This window comes from Robbsia sp. KACC 23696 (assembly GCF_039852015.1).
Taxonomy (GTDB): domain Bacteria; phylum Pseudomonadota; class Gammaproteobacteria; order Burkholderiales; family Burkholderiaceae; genus Robbsia.
Map to the genome: position 1 here is coordinate 1,064,890 of NZ_CP156627.1, position 18,727 is coordinate 1,083,616.

Annotated in this window: 18 protein-coding genes and 1 pseudogene; 8 read left to right on the forward strand and 11 right to left on the reverse strand. The window is 60.0% G+C overall.

The features are described 5' to 3' along the window. Positions 1 to 86: 86 nt before the first annotated feature. The 3 genes from ABEG21_RS19270 to ABEG21_RS19280 are packed head-to-tail and all read left to right on the forward strand — an operon-like array spanning position 87 to position 3,597. Positions 87 to 1,919 (forward strand): ABC transporter permease, encoded by a 1,833-nt coding sequence (locus ABEG21_RS19270; RefSeq protein ID WP_347557032.1) that lies wholly within the window; start codon positions 87 to 89, stop codon positions 1,917 to 1,919. A gap of 17 nt (positions 1,920 to 1,936) precedes the next feature. Beyond that, complete coding sequence (locus tag ABEG21_RS19275) at positions 1,937 to 2,866, forward strand: ABC transporter ATP-binding protein (RefSeq protein ID WP_347557033.1); 930 nt, start codon at positions 1,937 to 1,939, stop codon at positions 2,864 to 2,866. Further along, entirely contained in the window at positions 2,863 to 3,597 is a 735-nt protein-coding gene (locus tag ABEG21_RS19280) for an ABC transporter ATP-binding protein (protein WP_347557034.1), read from the forward strand. The genes ABEG21_RS19275 and ABEG21_RS19280 overlap by 4 nt, the downstream gene beginning before the upstream one ends. A gap of 61 nt (positions 3,598 to 3,658) precedes the next feature. Here ABEG21_RS19280 and ABEG21_RS19285 read toward each other — a convergent pair whose 3' ends face one another. From ABEG21_RS19285 to ABEG21_RS19320, 8 genes are all read right to left on the reverse strand, one after another. Next, positions 3,659 to 4,693, reverse strand: coding sequence for an aldehyde reductase (locus ABEG21_RS19285; protein WP_347557035.1), 1,035 nt, complete (start codon positions 4,691 to 4,693; stop codon positions 3,659 to 3,661). Beyond that, positions 4,690 to 5,700: an AraC family transcriptional regulator ligand-binding domain-containing protein gene (locus ABEG21_RS19290; RefSeq protein ID WP_347557036.1), complete on the reverse strand. Its 1,011-nt coding sequence runs from the start codon at positions 5,698 to 5,700 to the stop codon at positions 4,690 to 4,692. Before ABEG21_RS19290 ends, ABEG21_RS19285 begins: the two co-directional genes overlap by 4 nt. Before the next feature lie 109 nt (positions 5,701 to 5,809). Then, entirely contained in the window at positions 5,810 to 6,436 is a 627-nt protein-coding gene (locus ABEG21_RS19295; RefSeq protein WP_347557037.1) for a DUF4405 domain-containing protein, read from the reverse strand. Between the two features lie 47 nt (positions 6,437 to 6,483). Further along, on the reverse strand, positions 6,484 to 7,170 hold the full coding sequence (locus ABEG21_RS19300) for a Fe2+-dependent dioxygenase (RefSeq protein ID WP_347557038.1): 687 nt from the start codon (positions 7,168 to 7,170) through the stop codon (positions 6,484 to 6,486). Between the two features lie 83 nt (positions 7,171 to 7,253). Continuing rightward, positions 7,254 to 9,554 (reverse strand): catecholate siderophore receptor Fiu, encoded by a 2,301-nt coding sequence (locus ABEG21_RS19305; RefSeq protein ID WP_347557039.1) that lies wholly within the window; start codon positions 9,552 to 9,554, stop codon positions 7,254 to 7,256. Positions 9,555 to 9,913: 359 nt separating this feature from the next. Then, positions 9,914 to 10,660: an arsenical resistance protein ArsH gene (arsH, locus tag ABEG21_RS19310; RefSeq protein ID WP_347557040.1), complete on the reverse strand. Its 747-nt coding sequence runs from the start codon at positions 10,658 to 10,660 to the stop codon at positions 9,914 to 9,916. A gap of 70 nt (positions 10,661 to 10,730) precedes the next feature. After that, complete coding sequence (locus ABEG21_RS19315; RefSeq protein WP_347557041.1) at positions 10,731 to 11,045, reverse strand: metalloregulator ArsR/SmtB family transcription factor; 315 nt, start codon at positions 11,043 to 11,045, stop codon at positions 10,731 to 10,733. A 617-nt stretch (positions 11,046 to 11,662) separates the two neighbouring features. Continuing rightward, positions 11,663 to 12,004 (reverse strand): zinc ribbon domain-containing protein YjdM, encoded by a 342-nt coding sequence (locus ABEG21_RS19320; RefSeq protein ID WP_347557042.1) that lies wholly within the window; start codon positions 12,002 to 12,004, stop codon positions 11,663 to 11,665. Positions 12,005 to 12,195: 191 nt separating this feature from the next. Between ABEG21_RS19320 and ABEG21_RS19325 the strand changes: the two genes are divergently transcribed. Further along, the gene (locus tag ABEG21_RS19325) at positions 12,196 to 12,822 is read left to right on the forward strand and encodes a TetR/AcrR family transcriptional regulator (protein ID WP_347557043.1); all 627 of its coding nucleotides are present in this window, start codon (positions 12,196 to 12,198) and stop codon (positions 12,820 to 12,822) included. Here ABEG21_RS19325 and ABEG21_RS19330 read toward each other — a convergent pair. Next, positions 12,819 to 13,250, reverse strand: a complete 432-nt coding sequence (locus ABEG21_RS19330; RefSeq protein ID WP_347557044.1) for a hypothetical protein — start codon at positions 13,248 to 13,250, stop codon at positions 12,819 to 12,821. The two genes, ABEG21_RS19325 and ABEG21_RS19330, sit on opposite strands and share 4 nt — an antisense overlap. Positions 13,251 to 13,340: 90 nt before the next feature. Between ABEG21_RS19330 and ABEG21_RS19335 the strand changes: the two are divergent. From ABEG21_RS19335 to ABEG21_RS19350, 4 genes and pseudogenes are all read left to right on the forward strand, one after another. Continuing rightward, positions 13,341 to 13,544, forward strand: a pseudogene (locus ABEG21_RS19335) (helix-turn-helix domain-containing protein); the annotation flags it as partial. Between the two features lie 306 nt (positions 13,545 to 13,850). Continuing rightward, the gene (locus tag ABEG21_RS19340) at positions 13,851 to 15,185 is read left to right on the forward strand and encodes an MFS transporter (protein ID WP_347557045.1); all 1,335 of its coding nucleotides are present in this window, start codon (positions 13,851 to 13,853) and stop codon (positions 15,183 to 15,185) included. Between the two features lie 93 nt (positions 15,186 to 15,278). Further along, positions 15,279 to 15,821, forward strand: coding sequence for an MOSC domain-containing protein (locus ABEG21_RS19345; RefSeq protein WP_347557046.1), 543 nt, complete (start codon positions 15,279 to 15,281; stop codon positions 15,819 to 15,821). Further along, the gene (locus tag ABEG21_RS19350; protein WP_347557047.1) at positions 15,818 to 16,795 is read left to right on the forward strand and encodes a PDR/VanB family oxidoreductase; all 978 of its coding nucleotides are present in this window, start codon (positions 15,818 to 15,820) and stop codon (positions 16,793 to 16,795) included. Before ABEG21_RS19345 ends, ABEG21_RS19350 begins: the two co-directional genes overlap by 4 nt. Before the next feature lie 70 nt (positions 16,796 to 16,865). On the opposite strand, the gene ABEG21_RS19355 is transcribed toward ABEG21_RS19350, so the two are convergent. Both ABEG21_RS19355 and ABEG21_RS19360 read right to left on the reverse strand, forming a co-directional pair. Beyond that, positions 16,866 to 17,585, reverse strand: a complete 720-nt coding sequence (locus tag ABEG21_RS19355) for an XRE family transcriptional regulator (protein WP_347557048.1) — start codon at positions 17,583 to 17,585, stop codon at positions 16,866 to 16,868. 181 nt (positions 17,586 to 17,766) lie between these two features. Further along, on the reverse strand, positions 17,767 to 18,549 hold the full coding sequence (locus tag ABEG21_RS19360) for an aldolase (protein WP_347557049.1): 783 nt from the start codon (positions 18,547 to 18,549) through the stop codon (positions 17,767 to 17,769). Positions 18,550 to 18,727: the final 178 nt, after the last annotated feature.

Consider the following 18,727-nt stretch of genomic DNA (forward strand, 5'->3'; position numbering starts at 1 on the left):
CGGCGTCCGCGTGCGTCGATGCCCTGCCGGACAGGGCCGCACGGGCGGACGCGGTGTCACTTGAACGCTGACGGAACACGGAAACGATGACTGCATGGCTCGACTACACGATCAATGGTTTGATCGTGGGCAATATTTACGCGCTGCTGGCGGTGGGATTGGCGCTGATCTTCGGCGTGTCCCACCTGATCAACTTTGCGCATGGCTCGGTATATATGGTGGGTGCCTTCGTCGGCTGGTTGTGCCTGACGAAGCTGCATCTGCCCTTGCCGCTGGCCCTGCTGGGAACGGTGATCGCCTGCGGCTTGCTCGGCATGCTGATCGAGCGCGTCGGCTTGCGACCCTTGCAAGGTGCGGCGCGGATCGCGCCGCTACTGGCGACCATCGGCATCAGCTTCGTGTTGGACCAATGCGCGCAATTGATTTTCGGACCGGATCCGCAGCCGGTGCCCAGTGCCTTGCCGGACTGGCATTTTGAGATTGCCGGTGCGACGGTTGGGTCGCTCGACATCCTGATCGCGGCGATCGGCCTGATCACGGCAGGCATTCTCTTCTGGTTTCTGCGCTTCACGCGTCTCGGCTGGGCCGTGCGTGCGGCAGCGCAGGATCGCGATGCCGCAAAGCAGATGGGCGTCAACGTCAACGCGGTCAATCAGGCCGTCTTTGCGATTGCCTGCGCACTGGGTGGCGTGAGCGGTCTGCTGGTGGGCATGTACTACAACACCATCGACCCGGCGATGGGATTCCAGGCCACGCTGAAAGGCGTGGTCGCGTTGCTGATCGGTGGCCTCGGCAATGTGCCGGGTGCGATCGTCGGCAGCCTGATTCTCGGCCTCGTCGAAAGCTATGGCGTCGCCTTGTTCGGCACCAGCTATCGCGATCTGTTTGCGTTCGCCTTGTTGCTGGTGTTCCTGATCTGGCGTCCGAACGGCTTGTTCAGCAAGGGGCGCAGCCTGCCGCCGGAACCGCTGACGGGGACGTTTTTCCCAGCCGGGAAAGCGGTGAATCTGAAATGGCCGGTCGTGCTGGTATTGATCGTCGTTGCGGCGTGCGTACCCTGGGCCCCGGTGGGCGGCAGTATCGATTATGTTTTGCAGACCTTGAGCAATGCCTGGCTGTATGCCGTCTTGGCATTGAGCCTGACCTTGATCGCCGGCACCGTCGGCCAGATTTCCCTGGGCCATGCGGCCTTGCTGTTGATCGGTGCCTATGCGTCGGCATTATTGTCGAGCAATCTGCATTGGTCGCCGGGTCTGACGATTCCGTTGGCAGGCTTGGTCACCGCGGGCCTGGGCACCTTGCTCGTCTATCCGTCGTTTCGACTGCGCGGTCATTACGTATCGATCGCGACCTTGGGCGTAGGCGAAGTGGTGGGTCTGGTCATCTTGAATTGGGATAGCCTGACGCGCGGTCCGCTGGGGGTGACGGGGATTGCGCCGTTATCGGTTTTCGGTATCCCGCTCGACAGCCCGCGTGCGACGTATTGGTTCACCTTGGGCGTGCTGGTCGTGCTGGCGTTGATTCAGGTTCACCTGCTGCGCTCGCATCTCGGCCGCACCTTGCGCGCGGTGCGCGAAGACGAAGTGGCGGCACGCTCGTACGGCATCAGTCCGAACCGCTACAAGGCGATCGCTTTCGGATTCGGTGGCGTGCTGGCCGGTATCAGCGGCGGCATCTCGGCGCATCTGTATAGCTATATCAATTACCAGACCTTCGACTCGCAGGTGTCTATCCTGGCATTGACGATGGTGATTCTCGGCGGTCTCGGCAATGTCTTCGGTGCGGTGGTCGGTGCCGTTGCGCTGGTGGCCTTGCCCGAGGCATTCCGATGGGCAGCGGACTATCGGATGCTGATCTACGGCCTGGTCTTGCTGTTGCTGGTACGTTTTCGGCCGCAGGGCCTGTTTGGGGCGCGCTGACGGAAAGGATGGGCACGATGCCAAACGTAATGCTTGAAGTAAAAGACGTGCGCCGCCGCTTCGGCGGGGTGACGGCTGTGGACGGCGTCAGTCTGACGTTGCACGAAGGGGAATTGGTCAGCGTGATCGGACCGAACGGCGCCGGTAAGTCGACGCTGTTCAATCTGATTACGAATCTGGATGCACTGGACGAAGGCAGTGTGCACTTCGTCGGCAAGGACATCAGCCGCCTGAAGCCGGAGGCCTTGGTCTCGCTCGGCTTGGCGCGCACCTTCCAGCATGGTCGGGTGTTCGGCAATCTGACGGTCTTCGACAATGTGTTGATCGGCGCGCATTCGCGTTTGCAGGTCGCGCGCAAGGGATGGCCCTTGCTCGGGCCGATCGCCGAGTTGTTCCGCGCGCTGATCGCGTCGCCCGCGCAGCGGCGCGAGGAAGCGGCCTTGCGCGAAGAGGTCAAAGAGATCTTGACCTTCTTCGGCGAACGCCTGACCCCGCGTATCGAGCAGGCCGCGCATAGCCTGTCGTACGCGAATCGCCGACGCGTCGAGATTGCGCGCGCGCTGGCGTCGCATCCGAAGGTGCTGCTGCTTGACGAGCCGACCGCCGGGATGAACGAAAGCGAAACCGCGGAGGTGCTGGTATTGATCCAGCGCTTGCGCGAGCGCGGCATCACGATCCTGCTGATCGAACACAAGCTCGATATGGTAATGCAGTTGTCGGATCGGGTCATCGTTCTCGACAACGGCCGCAAGATCGCCGAGGGCTTGCCGAACGCGGTGCGCAACGATCCGCGCGTCATCGAGGCCTATCTCGGTCATCGACATGTGGGTGGCGCGCAAGCGCAACAAGCCATTGCCGAGCGGCAGAGAGAGGACGGCACGGCCGGTGCGACATCGGCGGCGCCGGCAGACGGCATAACAGCGGGTGCAGGCGAGGAGGCCCTATGAGCGACGTCATGTTGCAGCTCGACCATATTGATACGTTCTACGGCCCGGTGCAAGTGCATTTCGATGTGAACATGCAGGTGCGCAAAGGGCAGATCGTCAGTCTGCTGGGCGGTAATGCCAGCGGCAAATCGACGACGATGAAGATCGCCCTCGGTTTGCACAAGCCGCGCAAGGGCACGATCACCTTCGATGGCGAAGCGATCAACGGCTTGACGACGCCGCAGATCATTCGTCGCGGCATGGGGTCGGTGCCGGAATCGCGTCGCCTGTTCGGCGAGATGACGGTCCGCGAGAATCTGCTGATGGGCGCCTTTACGCGTGGCGACCGTGCCGGTATCGAGGCGGACTATGCCCGAATGCTCGACCTGTTTCCGCGCGTGAAGGAGCGCTTGACGCAGAAGGCGGGGACACTGTCCGGTGGCGAGCAACAAATGCTCGCCATGGCACGGGCGCTGATGAGCCGGCCGAAGATGATTTGCATGGACGAGCCGACGATGGGTTTATCCCCGTTGTTCGTCGACAAGGTGCTGGAGATGATCCATACGATCAACCAGCAAGGCGTGACGTTTTTGATGGTCGAGCAGAATGCCAGCCTGGCGCTGGAGATCGCGCACTATGGTTATGTGCTGCAAACCGGCAAGGTCGCGCTGGAAGGACCGGCGCGGGATCTGCTGAACGATCAGCGGATTCGCGATGCCTATCTGGGCGGCGGCGAGCGCGCGGCGTTGTAGTCGAACGGGGCCGCCTTCCGCCTGATGCGCGCGATTTATCGCTGCCCGTTGCCCTCTGCCGTCAGGCGCGGAGCAAACGCTTCTCCACCATGCTTTTCGCGGCGGCGACGATCGCGTCGACGGGCGGCCGGGGCGTCCAATCGAGTACCCGACGCGCCTTCTCGTTCGAGGTTTGCTTCGCATAGCCAAGGTCGGGAACAAAGGCGCGCAGGTGGGGATTGAAGAGGGCAAGGCCCCGCAGAACCACGTTCGGGATCGTGCGGGTGGGAACGCGCCGGCTGTCGTCAGCTAGCTTGGTTTTGATGAGGGTGCCGATCTCGCTTAACGAAAGCGCCGGCCCGTTCGATAGCAGAAAGCGCTCCCCGGCAGCGTTCGCATGCGTCATCGCCAGGATATGCGCACGCGCCACGTCACGCACGTCGACCATCGGAATGTACAGCTTGGGCAGGGCGGGCATCTCTCCATTGAGCAGCCGTTGAATGATGTGATTGGCGCCCGAGATATGCTTGCCCATCACCGGCCCCATCACGGCGACGGGAAGCATCGTCGTCAGTGTCATCGCGCCACCCTCGGCGGCGATGAAATCCCATGCGGCACGCTCGGCCAGCGTCTTGCTTTTGCCATACGCATCGACGCCTGGACCGTCGAGCACGGTCCAGTCTTGCTCCGTGAAACAGTGCGCGTCATGAGGGTGTCCCCAACTGACCGCATGGAAGGCCGACGTGAGGACGACGCGCTTCACCCCGGCGTCGCGTGCGGCGCGTAGCACGCGCAGCGTGCCTTCTCGCGCCGGGATAATCACATCGTCTTCCCGCTCGACATGTCCGGGCTGTACCGGCGACGCGACGTGCAGCACGACATCGATATCGGCGACAGCCGCAGCCCAGCCCTGGTCGTCCAGAAGATCGGCGGCAACGAATTGCAGACGATCGCCGTTCGTCATGCCTGCTTCTTGCAAGACGGCTCGGACGGTCGTTTCCTGCGTCAGCGAGCGCAGCGTGCTGCGAACGTGATAGCCCTGCTCGAGAAGTTGGAGCATGCAATGTCCGGCGATAAACCCTGAACCACCGGTAACGAGAACGCGTTGCTGACTCATGGACGGACTTCCTGCATTGCAAAGAGGGGGTTCTGGGAATGGCGCGCACGCCAGCGCTGCGGCGTGGTTTGCTCCCATGAACGAAATGCTCTGGCGAACGAATTGGGTTCTTCGAAGCCGAGCAGCATGGAAATGGCGACCGCATCGAAGTCGGTATTAAGGAGCAGTCGGCCGGCCATCGTGCGTCTTACCGATGCGAGCTGATCCTGAAAACGCGTTCCGGACGCGTCGAGGCGACGTTGCAGCGTGCGGCTGCTGACGTTGAGGCGGCGCGCGATCTCGGCGACGCCGGGTCGACGCCCCTCGCTCAGCTGTCGCGCGATCGCTACGCGCAAGTCGCCGACCACGCTCGAGAATCCTTCCCCTTCGGCGATGCGCGTCTCGAAATCGTGCAGCAGTAATGCGAAGGCGCCCCCGTCGGCGGTGACGAAAGGGATGTCGAGCGCGGTCCGCTCGAATACCATCGCGTTCTCGTTCGTACCAAAGACGATCGGGCAATCGAAGTGCTGGCTCAACAGGCTTCGGTCCGCGGGCTTGCGGGCCAATTCGAGCCGGATCGGTGTAATGCGTCCGCCACTTCCGCGCCGTGCCAGCGCATTCAGGGATGCCATCGTGGTATCGACCAGGAGGCGCGGCACATTGCCTGTTGCCTGGAGCCAGCGATAGCGCACGCTGGCCTCGTCGCCCGCTATCTCGATTTCGACCAGCTCGGGGCAGGTCAGACGTTTGTATCGGGAGAGTGCGGCAAGCGCGTGCCGGAAATCCGGCGCGTGAAGGGCGACGATGGCGGCAACGGCATGACCGCGCCGGACGCCCTCGGATCCGAAGCGAAGCCCGGCTGATCGGTCGTCGAGGAGCGCGTCCGCCGCGGCCCACAGACGGAAAAAATCGTCCGTCTGCCAGCTATCGGAAACCGCGATCCCCGCACGTTCACACAGGCCGTCGAGAGAGAGGCCGACGGACGCGAGCGCGCGGGGAGGGATGGAGAATGTCGTGGGGCGAGTCATGCCCCGAGAATAGACGCTCGCGACGATCGAGACAAATCCGATCGCGCCAAAAAAGCTGCTGCCTGCCTGCCGCCGCTCGGCGATGGCCCACCGAGCGATAGGCGCGCGATCACGAGGCCCGTTGGCGTTCCCTATGGCCTTGTGTCGGTTGGTTCTTTTCGTCGCTGTCCCCGGCGCCGGCGCCGCGTCGTGCTGGTGGGCGCATCGCGGCGGCAATCACATCGTTTGCCTGCGCATTGGACGCGGTGGCGATGTCATCGAGCGATTGATTGACGTCCGAGGCTTGATAGCCCGCGCCCTGCAACTGCGCCAGCAGCTTTTCCGGTGATGTCTTGAAAATCGGCGCGATATCGGCAATCGGCGCTTGCCGCATCATGGCGAGGGCCCGGAAAGCGGGGTTGCCGTTGCGTCCTCCGCCTTGTTTCGGGATGGCGAATGGAATGGCGGCGATCACGCATAGAATGAAGAGGAAGAATCCGGTCTTCCTTTTTGCGTACGCGACCACCGGCCGCCAGTTTTTGCACAAATGCAGGACGAAAGGCAGAAGCAGCACCATGCTGAGCCATTCGTGCATGCTATGAAACATGCCTGGGCCCCACCGGAAAAACAGGGCGACGCCCGACACGGTCGAGACGAGAAAGAGACCCGCCGTGAGTGGCGTGCCGAGGCTGTGCAGGGCGGTCCACCATAGCGACTTTTTACGTTTGCCGCTCCGGGCTGGCGTCGATGCTGACATAGTCAAGAATGCTCTTTTTTATTATCGAGGGAACGGAATGTGCGGGCTCAGACCTGAGACCATTCGCGCAGCAGGTTGTGGTAATGATTCGATAGCGTCAGCGTTTGCGGGCTCTCGCCATGCTTGGCCCGCAATGCCTGGATGGCCTGGTCGAGTTCGTACAGCATGGTGCGCTGATGATCGTAGCGGATCATGCTTTGAATCCAGAAGAATGCGCCGATGCGAACGCCTTTGACGACGTCGGCCACGCCATGCAGGCTGGTCGAGGGATACAGGATCATGTCGCCGGCCGGCAACTTCACTTCATGCTGGCCGTAGGTGTCGCTGACGGTCAATTCACCGCCCTCATAGCTTTCCGGTTCGGATAAGAACAGGGTGGCGGAGAGATCGGTCCGCATCCATCCGGGCGCTGCCGCAATGCCGCGCATGGCGCCATCGACATGAAAGCCGTAATGGTCCTGCGCCGCGCTGTCGTAGCGGTTGAACAGAATGGGCGAGGTGCGCAGTGGCAGCGCCGCCGAGAAGTAGAGGCCGCTGCGTTTAAGCGCATGCTCGACGAGGGTTCCCAATTCCAGCGACACTGGCGCATCTTCCGGCAATTGCCGGTTTCGTTTTACCAGCGCACCCTGATACCCTACCGTGCGACGGCCGTCGACCCAGTCCGCACCCGCCAGTTTTTCGCGAAACCGCAGCACTTCGTCAGGCGACAGCACCGCGGGAATATGCAGCATCATGACGGTTTTCAACCGCTAAAAAAGAGAGAGGACGTCGCGCCGGGGCAGTGACGATGAGAAGGTCAGCAGCCCCGGCCGATCACTTAAAAGCCGATGTTCGCCGTCACGACCGCCGCACGCGGTGCGCCCGGGAAGTAGCGATAGCCGCTCTTGTTGATCGATGCCACATAGCTGCGGTTGAACACGTTGTATACGTTCAGTTGCAAGCTCAAGTGGCGATTGACCCGATACGTCGCCAGACCGTCGAAGACCCAATAGGCGTCGGTATGTTGTGGCGTACCGACGGCACTGTCCGAGCCCTTGGTCAAACCGCCGACATAGCGCGCACCGCCGCCGATGCTGAAACCGTACGGCAATTTGTACGTCGTCCACAGCGACAGTGCATTGCGCGGCGTGTAGTTAAGCGCCGTCGATCCGTCCGATGTCACGGTGACCGCACTGTCGACCTTGGCATTTTGATATATGTAACCGGCCGTCACGTTCCAGTTCGGCGTGATCTGCCCTTGTGCGCTCAGTTCCACGCCTTGTACGCGTTTCTTGCCGGATTGCGCATACGTGCCGTCGGATTGCGCCTCGACATCGTTCTCGATGTCGGTGCGGAACAGCGCGGCATTCGTCAACAGTCGCTTGTCGAACAGCTCCCATTTCGTGCCGACTTCCATCGTCTTGGCGCGTTGCGGCGCAAAGTCGATACGCCCGGTGCTATTGCCGCTGCCGGAGGCTGCCAGCGCGAAGTTCGAGCCACCCGGGGGCTGTTGTGAGATGGCGTAGTTCGCGTAGATATTGCCATTCTGCGTCAAGCGGTACAGCGCGCCCGCCTTCCAGTTGAACAGATTGCCCGAGGTTGAGGTGTTGACCGTTTGCACCGGTGTATTGGTGGCGATGCCGGTCGGGCAGGCGACAACCGTTCTACCCGTGCCGCCGCAGGCGGTCGAGCTGGTGTAGTCCGTATCGTAATAATCCCAACGCACGCCGCCATTGATCTGGAAGCGGCTGCCGAAATCGATCGTGTCGAACAGGTAGGCGGCAACGGTTTTCGTCACGCCGTTCGCGTCGGCGCCATTGCGACCGTAGTTGCTTGCAAACACGTCGCTGTTCGGGTTGTACAGGTTCACAGCCGGCAGTGTCGGTGCGTTGTGGCCGTAGATCGTCTGCTCCTCACGCGTCAGCTCGAAACCCGCGCTGATGTCATGATGTACCAGCCCGGTATTGATTTTGGTGGTGACATTGGTCTGGTTGGTCAAGATGCGATTGTTCGCATCGTAGAGATTCGCGCTGCGTGCCAACGTCCACGTCGACGGATCCAGCGCGCTGACCGCGGTGGGGACCATGAACGACGTCAGCAAATAGCTTTGTCGCGTTTCCTCCCAGCGGGTGGTATTGCGAAGCGTCGTCGAATCGTTGAACTTGTGCTCGATACGCACCGTCGCCATGTCTTGCGTCGAATCGTCGTGATCGGACGCGGTGCCGTAGAAGTTATGGCTGTCGACTTTGGCGGCGTTGTTGAAGACCGCGCTCGGTCCAACATAGCCGGGAAGACCGACGGTGGAGACACCGCCGTCCGGCGTGTTGTTTTGGCGGACGTGCATGTAATCGATATAGATCGTCGTCGGTGAGTGCAAGCCGAATGCCAGCGACGGCGCCACGCCCCATCGCTGATTGTCCGCTTCGTCGCGGCCAGCGACATCGGCTTTGTGTCCGACCATGTTCAGGCGGAAAGCGGACGTATCGGTCAGTACATGGTTCCAGTCGATCGTGGAGCGCGCGTAGTTCGACGTACCGCCGCTCAAACTTGCGTCGAAGGTGTTGTCGGTCGTCGGCTGCTTGGTGATCAAGTTGATCGAGCCGCTGGGCGCACCGCGGCCGTAGTCGGAACCCGACGGCCCCTGAATGACTTCGACTTGCTCCGTGTTGAACATATCGCGGTGCACGGTCGCCGTATCGCGAATGCCATCGACATAAATGCTGTTCGAGGTATCGATGCCGCGCATGTAAATTGCGTCACCCATGCTGGTGCTGCCGTTCTCGCCGGCGTAGAAGGTACCGGCGCCGGGCACGTTCTTCAACGCATCGGTCAAGGTGGTTGCTTGCTGGTCGCGAAGCACGTCCTTGGTGATGACGGTGACCGTTTGCGTCGTGTCTTTCAACGGCTGCGTGAACTTGGGGGATGCCGACTGCGTGGGCTTATAGAGGTCCGGTGCTTGGGCGTGGACCGCCACCGCGGGCAACGATGCCTGCGTCACTGTTTCGCTTTGCGCCTGAGCCGGCGCGGAAATCGTCATACTTGCCGCGACCAGCGTGGCAGCAGCCGTACCGTAAAACGCCGACGATTCGAAGCCGTTCGACGGCGGTAAAGCGTGTTTTTTATGTTTTATGTAAGCCATGGCAATTAAAAAGGCGGTCTTCCCCTCTTACCGGGGAGTGCGCTTGAAATAAAGAGGTCCACGCACGTCGTGATCGTCTGCAGTTGTCGGTCGCCGGGCAGCGCGAGCGGTTCTGACGGTCGATTGCATGTCGACTTGCTTACGACACATTGCGAAACATTGCGAAACATTACATTCAGGCGGAATAATAATAAGAACAATTCCCATTTGCAACAAAATTGTTGCCACGTTAATTTATTCTTCAGATGACGGGGTGCGGCGGGCGCGGCGCGGGGCTGCGCCAGGGGAAATAAAGCGAAGCGCGGCCAGTGACGGCCGCCGTGTATGAGGGGGGACGGGAGGGAATCTGCCGAATGCGCTTATTCGGTATCGGCGTCGCCGGTGGGATGTTCGTGACGCATTGCCGCGGTTGCCAAGGTGAGCGCGTCTTCCGGTGCGCGTTCCTTCCGTTCGCTGTAGCGGTCGGTCAGGTAGTCCGAGCGATCTCGGATCAGCAATGTGAATTTGTAAAGTTCTTCCATGACGTCGACCACGCGGTCATAGTAGGCGGATGGCTTCATGCGGCCGGCGCTGTCGAACTCCGTGTACGCTTTTGCAACGGACGACTGATTCGGGATCGTCACCATCCGCATCCATCGTCCCAACACTCTGAGTGCATTGACCGAATTGAACGACTGCGACCCGCCGCTTACTTGCATGACTGCAAGCGTGCGTCCCTGCGTGGGGCGCACGCCGCCCAGCTCCAAGGGGAGCCAGTCGATTTGATTTTTGAATACCGCCGTCAGGGTGCCGTGCCGCTCAGGGCTGCACCAGACTTGTCCTTCCGACCAGGCCGACGACGCGCGCAGTTCCTGCACTTTCGGGTGGTCAGTGGGAACGCTGTCCGCCATCGGTAATCCGTGGGGATCGAAGACCCGGGTTTCGGCGCCGAAGTGTCTCAGAATACGTTCGGCCTCTAGCGTAAGCAATCGACTATAGGAAGTCGGGCGCAGCGAACCATAGAGCAGCAAGATGCGCGGCGCGTGCGTCGACGCGGCACGCGGTAGCAACTTCCGCGGGTCCGGCGTCTCGAATACCGACGCGTTGAGGTTTCGAAGATCCGACATTAATGCATCCTCCTGCCGTCGAGGGCGTTGCACGACGTGCGGCAGTCAGGGTTGTGAGATAGCGCGACCTTCATGCATTTCCTCCGCTCCGGCCGCAGGGGTCGCCCGCGCAGCAGTTTTCCGTCAGGAAACCGATAAGGCCGTTCATCGTGTCGAAATTTGCCGCGTAAAAGATGAAGCGGCCTTCTTGTCGCGCCGTGACCATCTCGGCGTGGGACAGATCCTTCAGATGGAAAGAGAGACTCGACGGCGAGAGCCCGAGCTTTTGCGCGATTTCCCCTGCGGGCATACCGGTCGGTCCCGCGACTACCAAGGTACGGAAGATCGCGAGGCGCGATTCATGCGCGATTGCGCTCAGTGCGCGTACAACGAGAGTGGCGTCCATGAAACAAAGCTTAACGCGTATTCTTCGATATTTCAAGTAACGTTGAAATAAGTATCGCTGCGTTTCTCGGCCCGCTCATATGCGATATCGGATCCCCTTTTTTTTGTGGGACAGCGACGACCGTTATCAAGCCGCCGGAGGTTGCGCGATAACGTCTTCATAGGCATACCGTTGCGGGATTAACTGCGCGTATTGGAAGATATCCAGTGTCGCCTCGAAGTCCGAGCTGGGAATCGTCACGTCGTGGGTCCAATTGCCGAGTTTTTGAGACTCGCGATCGTTCGTGTCAGGACCGCGGGATCGGTCCCTTCGAAGAACGACATTTGCTTGCGGGTGATGACGTCCGCGGATTCGGTCAGCAGCCAGGCGCGTGCTTGTCGTTAGGCGCGCATGAAGGCTTTCGCCTGGTCCGTGTTCAGCCATTTCCGTTTGGCCGCGAGGCTGGAAAACGCGCCGCGGACCGATTCGTTAGGCGGTAAGTCGCAACCCGCCGTCGCATAGCAGTACTTGTCCGTTGAGGAAGACGTTGCCGAGCAAGGCACGGCGGAGAAACTGGCGCTTGCTCGACTGAGGAGGCAATCGCCTCGTCTCGAAAAACCTATCGTGTCGCCGCGCCGTCACACCTTCTTGACGAATTCCGATTTCAAACTCATCGCACCAAAGCCATCGATTTTGCAATCGATATCGTGGTCGCTATCGACCAGGCGAATGTTCTTTACCTTCGTGCCCATCTTGATCACGCCGGCCGAGCCTTTGAGTTTCAAATCTTTGATGACGGAAACGGTATCGCCGTTCTGTAAGACATTCCCTGCCGCGTCACGATAGATTCGATCGACCGCTTCCGTCGCAACGTCGGCCTGCGATGACCATTCGTGCGCACATTCCGGGCAGATGTAGTGTCCCGCATCTTCGTAAGTGAAGGTCGAGTGGCATTCGGGGCAAGAGGGCAATGCACTCATGGGGGGTCCTTTTTAGCCGGATAGCGCGGCAAATGAAAACCCGGAAGTGTAGCAAGTTATCGTCGTAGGTAACATTTTTGACGACGTTCTTCGTGATCGACCGCCATCGACGGTCTGCGATGAACGAACGCTTTGAAAGTGGCGCGCTGCCGATTAGTATATGAAGCTTCCTTCAGCTTGAGCGTCCGCCGATGCCGTCCTTTGTTTCGCCGAACCTCAAACCCCGCAAGCAACCGACCCAGGCGCGTGCGCAATCCACCGTGGATGCCATCTTCGAGGCAACCATTCAGGTGTTGGTGACCGATGGTCCGAGACGCTTGACGACCTCGCGGGTGGCCGAGCGTGCGGGTGTTTCGGTCGGCACGCTCTATCAATATTTCCCGCACAAGCAGGCTTTGTTCTACGCCTTGAACGAACGATACCTCGCTTCGTTGGCAGAGAGAATCGAACTTGCCTGTGCCGCGCAGCACGGCGCGGACATCGCGCGTATGGTCGAGGCGTTGGTCATGACCTATTGGCGCGCTAAGACCGAGCGCAGCGATGCGACGCGCGCGCTGTATCGTTCCATTGCCGAATTGGACACGGAGTCGCTGATCGCCGCCTTTGCTCATCGCGTGGATATGGCAACGGCAGCCATGCTGGAGAGCGCTTCGGATGCCCGCTTTACCGATGTGCCGACGGTGGTGCTCACCTTGCTCAATACGATATTCGGCACGGTGCGAAGCGTGTTCGAACGTGACTTGCCGTCCGACAAGGCCCGCGCGGTGTGCGAGCACCTCGTGATGATGTGCGTCGCTTACCTGCAAGTCGTGGACTAGCGGGGCGCCAACTTCTGGTCGATAAATCGCCGTATATCGGGATCGCGTACCTGGAAAATCTCAAAAACCCCTAGCGCTTGAAGTGCCGGAATAGCGTCCTCGACATCTCGATACGCTTGCGCCCGCTCGTCTTCGCTGGCATCCGGATTTAGGATGACACTTGCGTTGACCAGAAAGGCGCCAATCGTGCCTTTCCGAATGGAAACGCCGTTTAATCTTGCTTCGTTGATGTGATCGGATAACAATTCTTCCGCGCGCATGGTGTCTATCTCCTGGCGTAAGGGTGAGCGATGATTGTCGTCTTCATCGGATACATCGTCTCGCGACTCTGTGCCATTTGATCTCGCGTTTCTGCCATGTACGAATTTTTGATCGACCCTGCGCTCGCGGATTCGCACGACACGCCGCGAATGATTGCGATCCTGCACGATCAAGCCTATCCGCGCGTGACGCCACGGCATCGCCATTCGCGCGGGCAGTTGCTCGGCGCATTGCATGGTCTCGTCACCGTCGGCGTGGAAACCGGCTTTGGTTTCGCTGCATGGCGTCAGCGTGCCCGCCTGATCCGGGCAATCGAGATGCTCGCCGATCGCCTGCAAGTCACGCGGATCGCCCTCGAGCTTGGCTACGAAAGTCCCAGTGCATTCATCGATATGTTCCGTCGTCATTTTGGCGTGACGCCGGCGAAATATTTCGACGACGGCGGCCCCACCACGCGCTAGACGACGCCTTGCACCAACGCGACGCCACAATCTGGTGCACTGCCGCGACTCGGTGCGTCGCCGCACTATTATCGATCGCGTGCGTTGCGCGTTGCCGCGCGTCTCTGCGGGAATTTCCACTTTAGAATCGAATATTCCACTAAAGGCGAATCGAGAATTTCGCTTTTATCTCATTGAAAATTCACGTCGTATCTCGAATATAACGCGGAATTCGTCCCCCGTTGGTTGCCGTAAAACATAGCGAATGGCATGCTCGTTGCTCTACTGTAGGAGAAATTAATCTACCATTTTCTACATTGGTGACATATGAATCAGGTCGTGACCGGACTGCAGGATTCAGCGAAGGAACCCTCCGCCGCCGCGCAGTTGCAACGCGAGCGCCGACGCGTGCTGCTCGCCAGCGTGATTGGATCGATCTTCGAGTGGTACGACTTCGTGGTGTATGGCATTGCTTCCGCGCTCGTGTTCAATAAATTGTTTTTCCCGAGCACGAATCCGCTGGTGGGCACGATCGCGTCCTTCGGAACCTATGCCGTCGGCTATGTGGCGCGCCCCTTGGGCGGCATCGTTTTCGGTCACTTCGGGGATAAGCTCGGCCGCAAGGCGATGTTGTCGATAACACTGTTGATCATGGGGCTGGGGACCTTTCTGATCGGCTGTCTTCCGACTTATGCGCAGATCGGCCTGTGGTCGCCGGTGCTGTTGATCGCACTGCGCTTCGTGCAGGGAATCGGCTTTGGCGGCGAATGGGGCGGCTCGATTCTGATGGCGGTCGAACATGCGCCGTCGAACCGACGCGGCTTGTTCGGAAGCCTGGTGCAAGTGGGATATCCCATCGGGGTTATCGTATCCACCGCCGTTTTCTCTCTAGTTTCCAAGCTGTCTGCGGCCGATTTTTTGAGTTGGGGATGGCGCTTGCCTTTTCTGGTCAGCATCTTCTTTGCGGCGGCGGGCATCGTGATCCGGATGCGCGTGGCGGAGAGCCCGGTTTTCGAGCGCGCGGTCCACGAGGAGCCACTGCCGAAAGTGCCATTTCTCGAGATTCTCACGCATCATCGCAAAACATTCCTGCTGGCCGTGGGATTGAAGATTTCGGAGATAGCCTGGGTCAGCGTCGCCACCGTCGTGATGATCAGTTACGTGACGATCCATCTGGGTTTGCCGAAGAGCGTCATTCTGAACGGCATGCTTTGGGCAGCCGCGGTCGAGCTGATCACGATCCCGATGTTCGGATGGCTGTCCGATTTATACGGGCGACGCACGATGTTCTTCATCGGCTGTATTTTCTCGATCGTTTTCGCTTTCCCGATGTTCCATTTCCTGGATACCCGTGATCCCACCATCATCGCGTTAACGATCGCGTTCGCGGTCAGCTTTGGTCAAGGCATCATGTTCGGGCCGGAAGCGGCGTGGATGTCGGAAATGTTCAATACGCGTTTGCGCTATAGCGGTGCGTCTTTGGGTTTCCAATTGGGCGGCGCTATTTCAGGAGGCTTGACGCCCTTGGTGGCTGCCTTGCTGATGAACTGGTCCGGCGGCATGAGCTGGCCGATTTCATGCGTCCTGATCGGGACGGCTTGCATTACGTTGCTCGCCGCATGGCATGCGCCGGAAACCGCCGGGAAGCCGTTGGAACCTTGATTCCAGCCTTGCCGCCCTTTATCTGCAGAACGCAGCGTGCGCCCGACATGTTTGTCCCACGCTCACTAAACGACCCACTTCTACGACATCATCATGACGATCGATACCGATAGTCGCACGACGCCCGCCAATGCGCTTTCGACGAACGACGGCTGGCGCGGCATTGTCGAGCATTTGCATCTTTGCCCGCGCGCTTTTCTGCCGATGCGCGCGTTCGACGAGATCACGCTGCTGGCAGGCAAGGGCATCGTGGGCGACCGTTATATGAATGCGACCGGCTACTATTCGCATAAGCCCGAGGAAGGGCGTCAGGTCACTTTGTTCGACGTGGAAGCGCTCGAGGCCATCTGGACGGAATATGGCATTCGCTTCGCGCCGGAGGAGCATCGTCGCAATGTGACCGTGCGCGGCGTGCCGTTGAACGCGCTGGTCAATCGACGCTTCTGGCTAGGCGAGACGCTGCTGGAAGCAACCCGTCTCTCCGTCCCCTGCCGCCATATCGAGGAGATCACCGGCAAGCCGGTGTTCGATCCGATGGTCGGCCGATCGGGATTGAACTGCCGTATCTTGAAAGGCGGCACGGTACGCGTCGGCGATGCACTGTTTCCTGCAGACGAAGCGGAGGCGGTGCGATGAAAGCAATACGAACCGTTGCCACGCAAATCCGTTCGATTCGGTCGGCTGGCGACGGCGTGCTGCAATTGGAGCTTGCTGATCCCGACGAGTGGGAACTGCCGCCTTTCGTCGCCGGCAATCATATCGATCTGCATCTGCCCAATGGTTTGGTGCGCAGCTATTCTCTCTGTGGCAGCCCTGCCGAGGCGACGCGTTATCACGTGGCCGTGAAGCGCGAACACGCCGGCCGAGGTGGTTCGATCGCCGTGCATGAATTGCGGGTCGGTGATCCTCTGCCGGTGTCGCTGCCACGCGGGACGTTCACATTAAGCGCGGAGGCGCGCGAGCACGTCTTTATCGCGGGCGGTATCGGCATCACCCCCTTTGTCGCCATGGCGGCCGAATTGACGCACAGCGCCGCACGGGAGGACGCATCCGGTGCATTCGATCCCCGGTTTGTATTGCACGTTCTTCACCGGGGAAGTCGGCCGCTCGAAGCGCTGTGTGCCGCTTTGCTTCCCGCCGAGAGCGTGGTCTATCACCGTTCAGGGGAGGGGCAGCAGCGCGTCGATCTGGCGTGCTTGATCGGCGCATTCGTTCCGGGCCGACACGTCTACTGCTGCGGTCCTACGGCGTTGATGGACGCGGTTGTCGCGGCAACGCGAGACTGGCCGGCGGACCATGTGCATATCGAACATTTCATCCCGCCCGAGCGGCCTGTCGATGCGGATGCGAAACCGTATCGCGTCAGCTTATCGTTATCGAAAAAAACGATCGATGTCTTGCCCAATGCGAGTTTGCTCGAAGCACTGCGCGATCACGACGTCCATGTCGATGCGGCGTGCGAGGGCGGCATCTGTGGTGCGTGTCGCGTGCGCTGGTTGGACGGACAGCCGATTCACCATGACCGCGTACTGAGCGATGCAGAGCGTCAACGCGAGGTGATCGTCTGTGTCAGCGGGTGTGCATCACCCACTTTGGTACTGGAACTGTAGGCAGGCGGCGGGTGGGGCGTATCGTCGTATCGGCATATCGGCGTTTCGATGACGATAACGATGACGGCTTTCAGTCGTGGATCTGATTGATGACGATCAGATATTTGCAGGTGCCCCGTCCTTGGTTTTCGAATCGGTGTGGGGCGTCGGCGCGGTAATACAATGCGTCGCCGGTATGCAAAGTCGTGCGCAGTTCACCGACGGTGACGACCAAGGCGCCGGCGAGCACGTAAATGTACTCTTCGACCGGTAACGTATGTGCCACCAGCGCGCCGGTATCGGATTTGGGCGGCAGTTCGGCCATGACGAAGTCCAGCCCGCGGCCCGGCAGGATCGGTGACAGGCAGCGCCTGACGAAGCCGTTGCTCGGATCCGTCAGGACAAGTTGATCCGATTCGCGCATCAATACGACATCGTGTTGTTTGACTTCCGGACCCAATAAGTGTCCGACAGACGTTCCCAAGGCATCGACCAGTTTCGACAAGATCGATGTGGAGGGTGACGATTGACCCCGCTCGATTTTCGAGATCATCGCGCGGCTGACGCCCGAGGTGCTGGCAAGCTCGTCCAGCGACATGCTTTTTGCCTTGCGCTTGCGACGCAGTTCGCTACCAAGCCTGGCTGTGGCCGCGTCTTTTCCTGGCGCATCGTTCAGCGGTTCCGCATCCCGGGCATTGATTTGCGGAAGGGGAGCGACGCGCAGCGGGAGAGTTGCCGCAGTGGAGGGTTTGGAAAGCCGGTGTTTCGCGACCGGCGCGGGCGCGCCAGCCGTGGTTTTGCGAGTCGTCACAATCAACGTCTAGTTCGTTTTGATCGCCTGATTCTAACGCGAACTCGCACGACGCACGGGGAAACCGTCTTTATTGCAGGAAAAACAGACGCTTAAGCCATGTTTGAGGCGATTGGACGATCGCACTGTCGCCATCGCGACAGGCGCGAGCGGGTGCTCGCCGACATCGTCCGCTGATGCCTCAATTCAAGCAGTCGGCATGATTGCGCAGCGCGCGCCGCGCGAAATAATCGAAGGTGACGGCGTCACGCTTGGCGGTGGACACCCAGTCATGCGCTTCGGTTGCCAGCATTTCGGGTAATGGCTTGATCGTACCCGCCGCCATCGCGAGAAGCTGCAATTTGGCCGCGCGCTCCATCAGTCCCGCGAGCAGGCAGGCTTCTTCGACGGTCTTGCCCACCACCAGTTGCCCGTGGTGCGCGAGCAGCACCGCGCGCTTTTGTCCCAATGCCCCTGCGATGATTTCGCCTTCCTCGTTACCAACCGGGATCCCCGGCCACTTTTCGAGAAAGCCGCAATCGTTGAACAGGGGGCTGGTGTCCATATGCGAGACGATCAACGGCACTTCGAGCATCGATAGCGCGGCGATATGCGTGGGATGCGTGTGAATGATGCAGTTGATTTCGGGCCGTGCGCGATAGATCCACGTATGGAAGCGATTCGCCGGATTCGGCACGCCCTTGCCGGACACGACTTCGAGGTCTTCGTTGACGGTAATCAAGCTGCTCGCGCGAATCTCGTCGAAGCCCTGACCCAATTGCTGCGTGTGAAAGGTATCGTTGCTGTCCGCGCGACACGTTATTTGCCCGGCCAAGCCCGAATCATGGCCGGCGTCGAACAGAATGCGGCATGTCAGTGCGAGCTTTTCGAGCTTGGTCCATGCACTCCCTCTGACTTCCTGCTCCAGGCGCGTCTGAGCGATCGAGACTAACTCTGCTTTCGATAATGCAAGGGTTTCAGCCAATGTCTTCACCTGGAAGAAGGATTTTCGGGATGGAGGCGATTCTACATGGGTGGATTTTATTCCACTTTAGGGGAAATATCCATCGAATCGCGTGCCGGGTCCATGCTCGGCGACGGGGGACGGAAAACAGATTTGGCGCGATACCGTTATGATCCTGCTATCGACGACCGACATCGCG

Coding starts and splice junctions, on each gene's coding strand:
- ABEG21_RS19305 (WP_347557039.1), bottom strand. CDS start 9,554: ATGGCTTACATAAAACATAAAAAACACGCTTTACCGCCGTCGAACGGC.
- ABEG21_RS19275 (WP_347557033.1), top strand. CDS start 1,937: ATGCCAAACGTAATGCTTGAAGTAAAAGACGTGCGCCGCCGCTTCGGC.
- ABEG21_RS19285 (WP_347557035.1), bottom strand. CDS start 4,693: ATGAGTCAGCAACGCGTTCTCGTTACCGGTGGTTCAGGGTTTATCGCC.
- ABEG21_RS19350 (WP_347557047.1), top strand. CDS start 15,818: ATGAAAGCAATACGAACCGTTGCCACGCAAATCCGTTCGATTCGGTCG.
- arsH (WP_347557040.1), bottom strand. CDS start 10,660: ATGTCGGATCTTCGAAACCTCAACGCGTCGGTATTCGAGACGCCGGAC.
- ABEG21_RS19280 (WP_347557034.1), top strand. CDS start 2,863: ATGAGCGACGTCATGTTGCAGCTCGACCATATTGATACGTTCTACGGC.
- ABEG21_RS19290 (WP_347557036.1), bottom strand. CDS start 5,700: ATGACTCGCCCCACGACATTCTCCATCCCTCCCCGCGCGCTCGCGTCC.
- ABEG21_RS19345 (WP_347557046.1), top strand. CDS start 15,279: ATGACGATCGATACCGATAGTCGCACGACGCCCGCCAATGCGCTTTCG.
- ABEG21_RS19325 (WP_347557043.1), top strand. CDS start 12,196: ATGCCGTCCTTTGTTTCGCCGAACCTCAAACCCCGCAAGCAACCGACC.
- ABEG21_RS19320 (WP_347557042.1), bottom strand. CDS start 12,004: ATGAGTGCATTGCCCTCTTGCCCCGAATGCCACTCGACCTTCACTTAC.
- ABEG21_RS19315 (WP_347557041.1), bottom strand. CDS start 11,045: ATGGACGCCACTCTCGTTGTACGCGCACTGAGCGCAATCGCGCATGAA.
- ABEG21_RS19340 (WP_347557045.1), top strand. CDS start 13,851: ATGAATCAGGTCGTGACCGGACTGCAGGATTCAGCGAAGGAACCCTCC.
- ABEG21_RS19300 (WP_347557038.1), bottom strand. CDS start 7,170: ATGATGCTGCATATTCCCGCGGTGCTGTCGCCTGACGAAGTGCTGCGG.
- ABEG21_RS19295 (WP_347557037.1), bottom strand. CDS start 6,436: ATGTCAGCATCGACGCCAGCCCGGAGCGGCAAACGTAAAAAGTCGCTA.
- ABEG21_RS19270 (WP_347557032.1), top strand. CDS start 87: ATGACTGCATGGCTCGACTACACGATCAATGGTTTGATCGTGGGCAAT.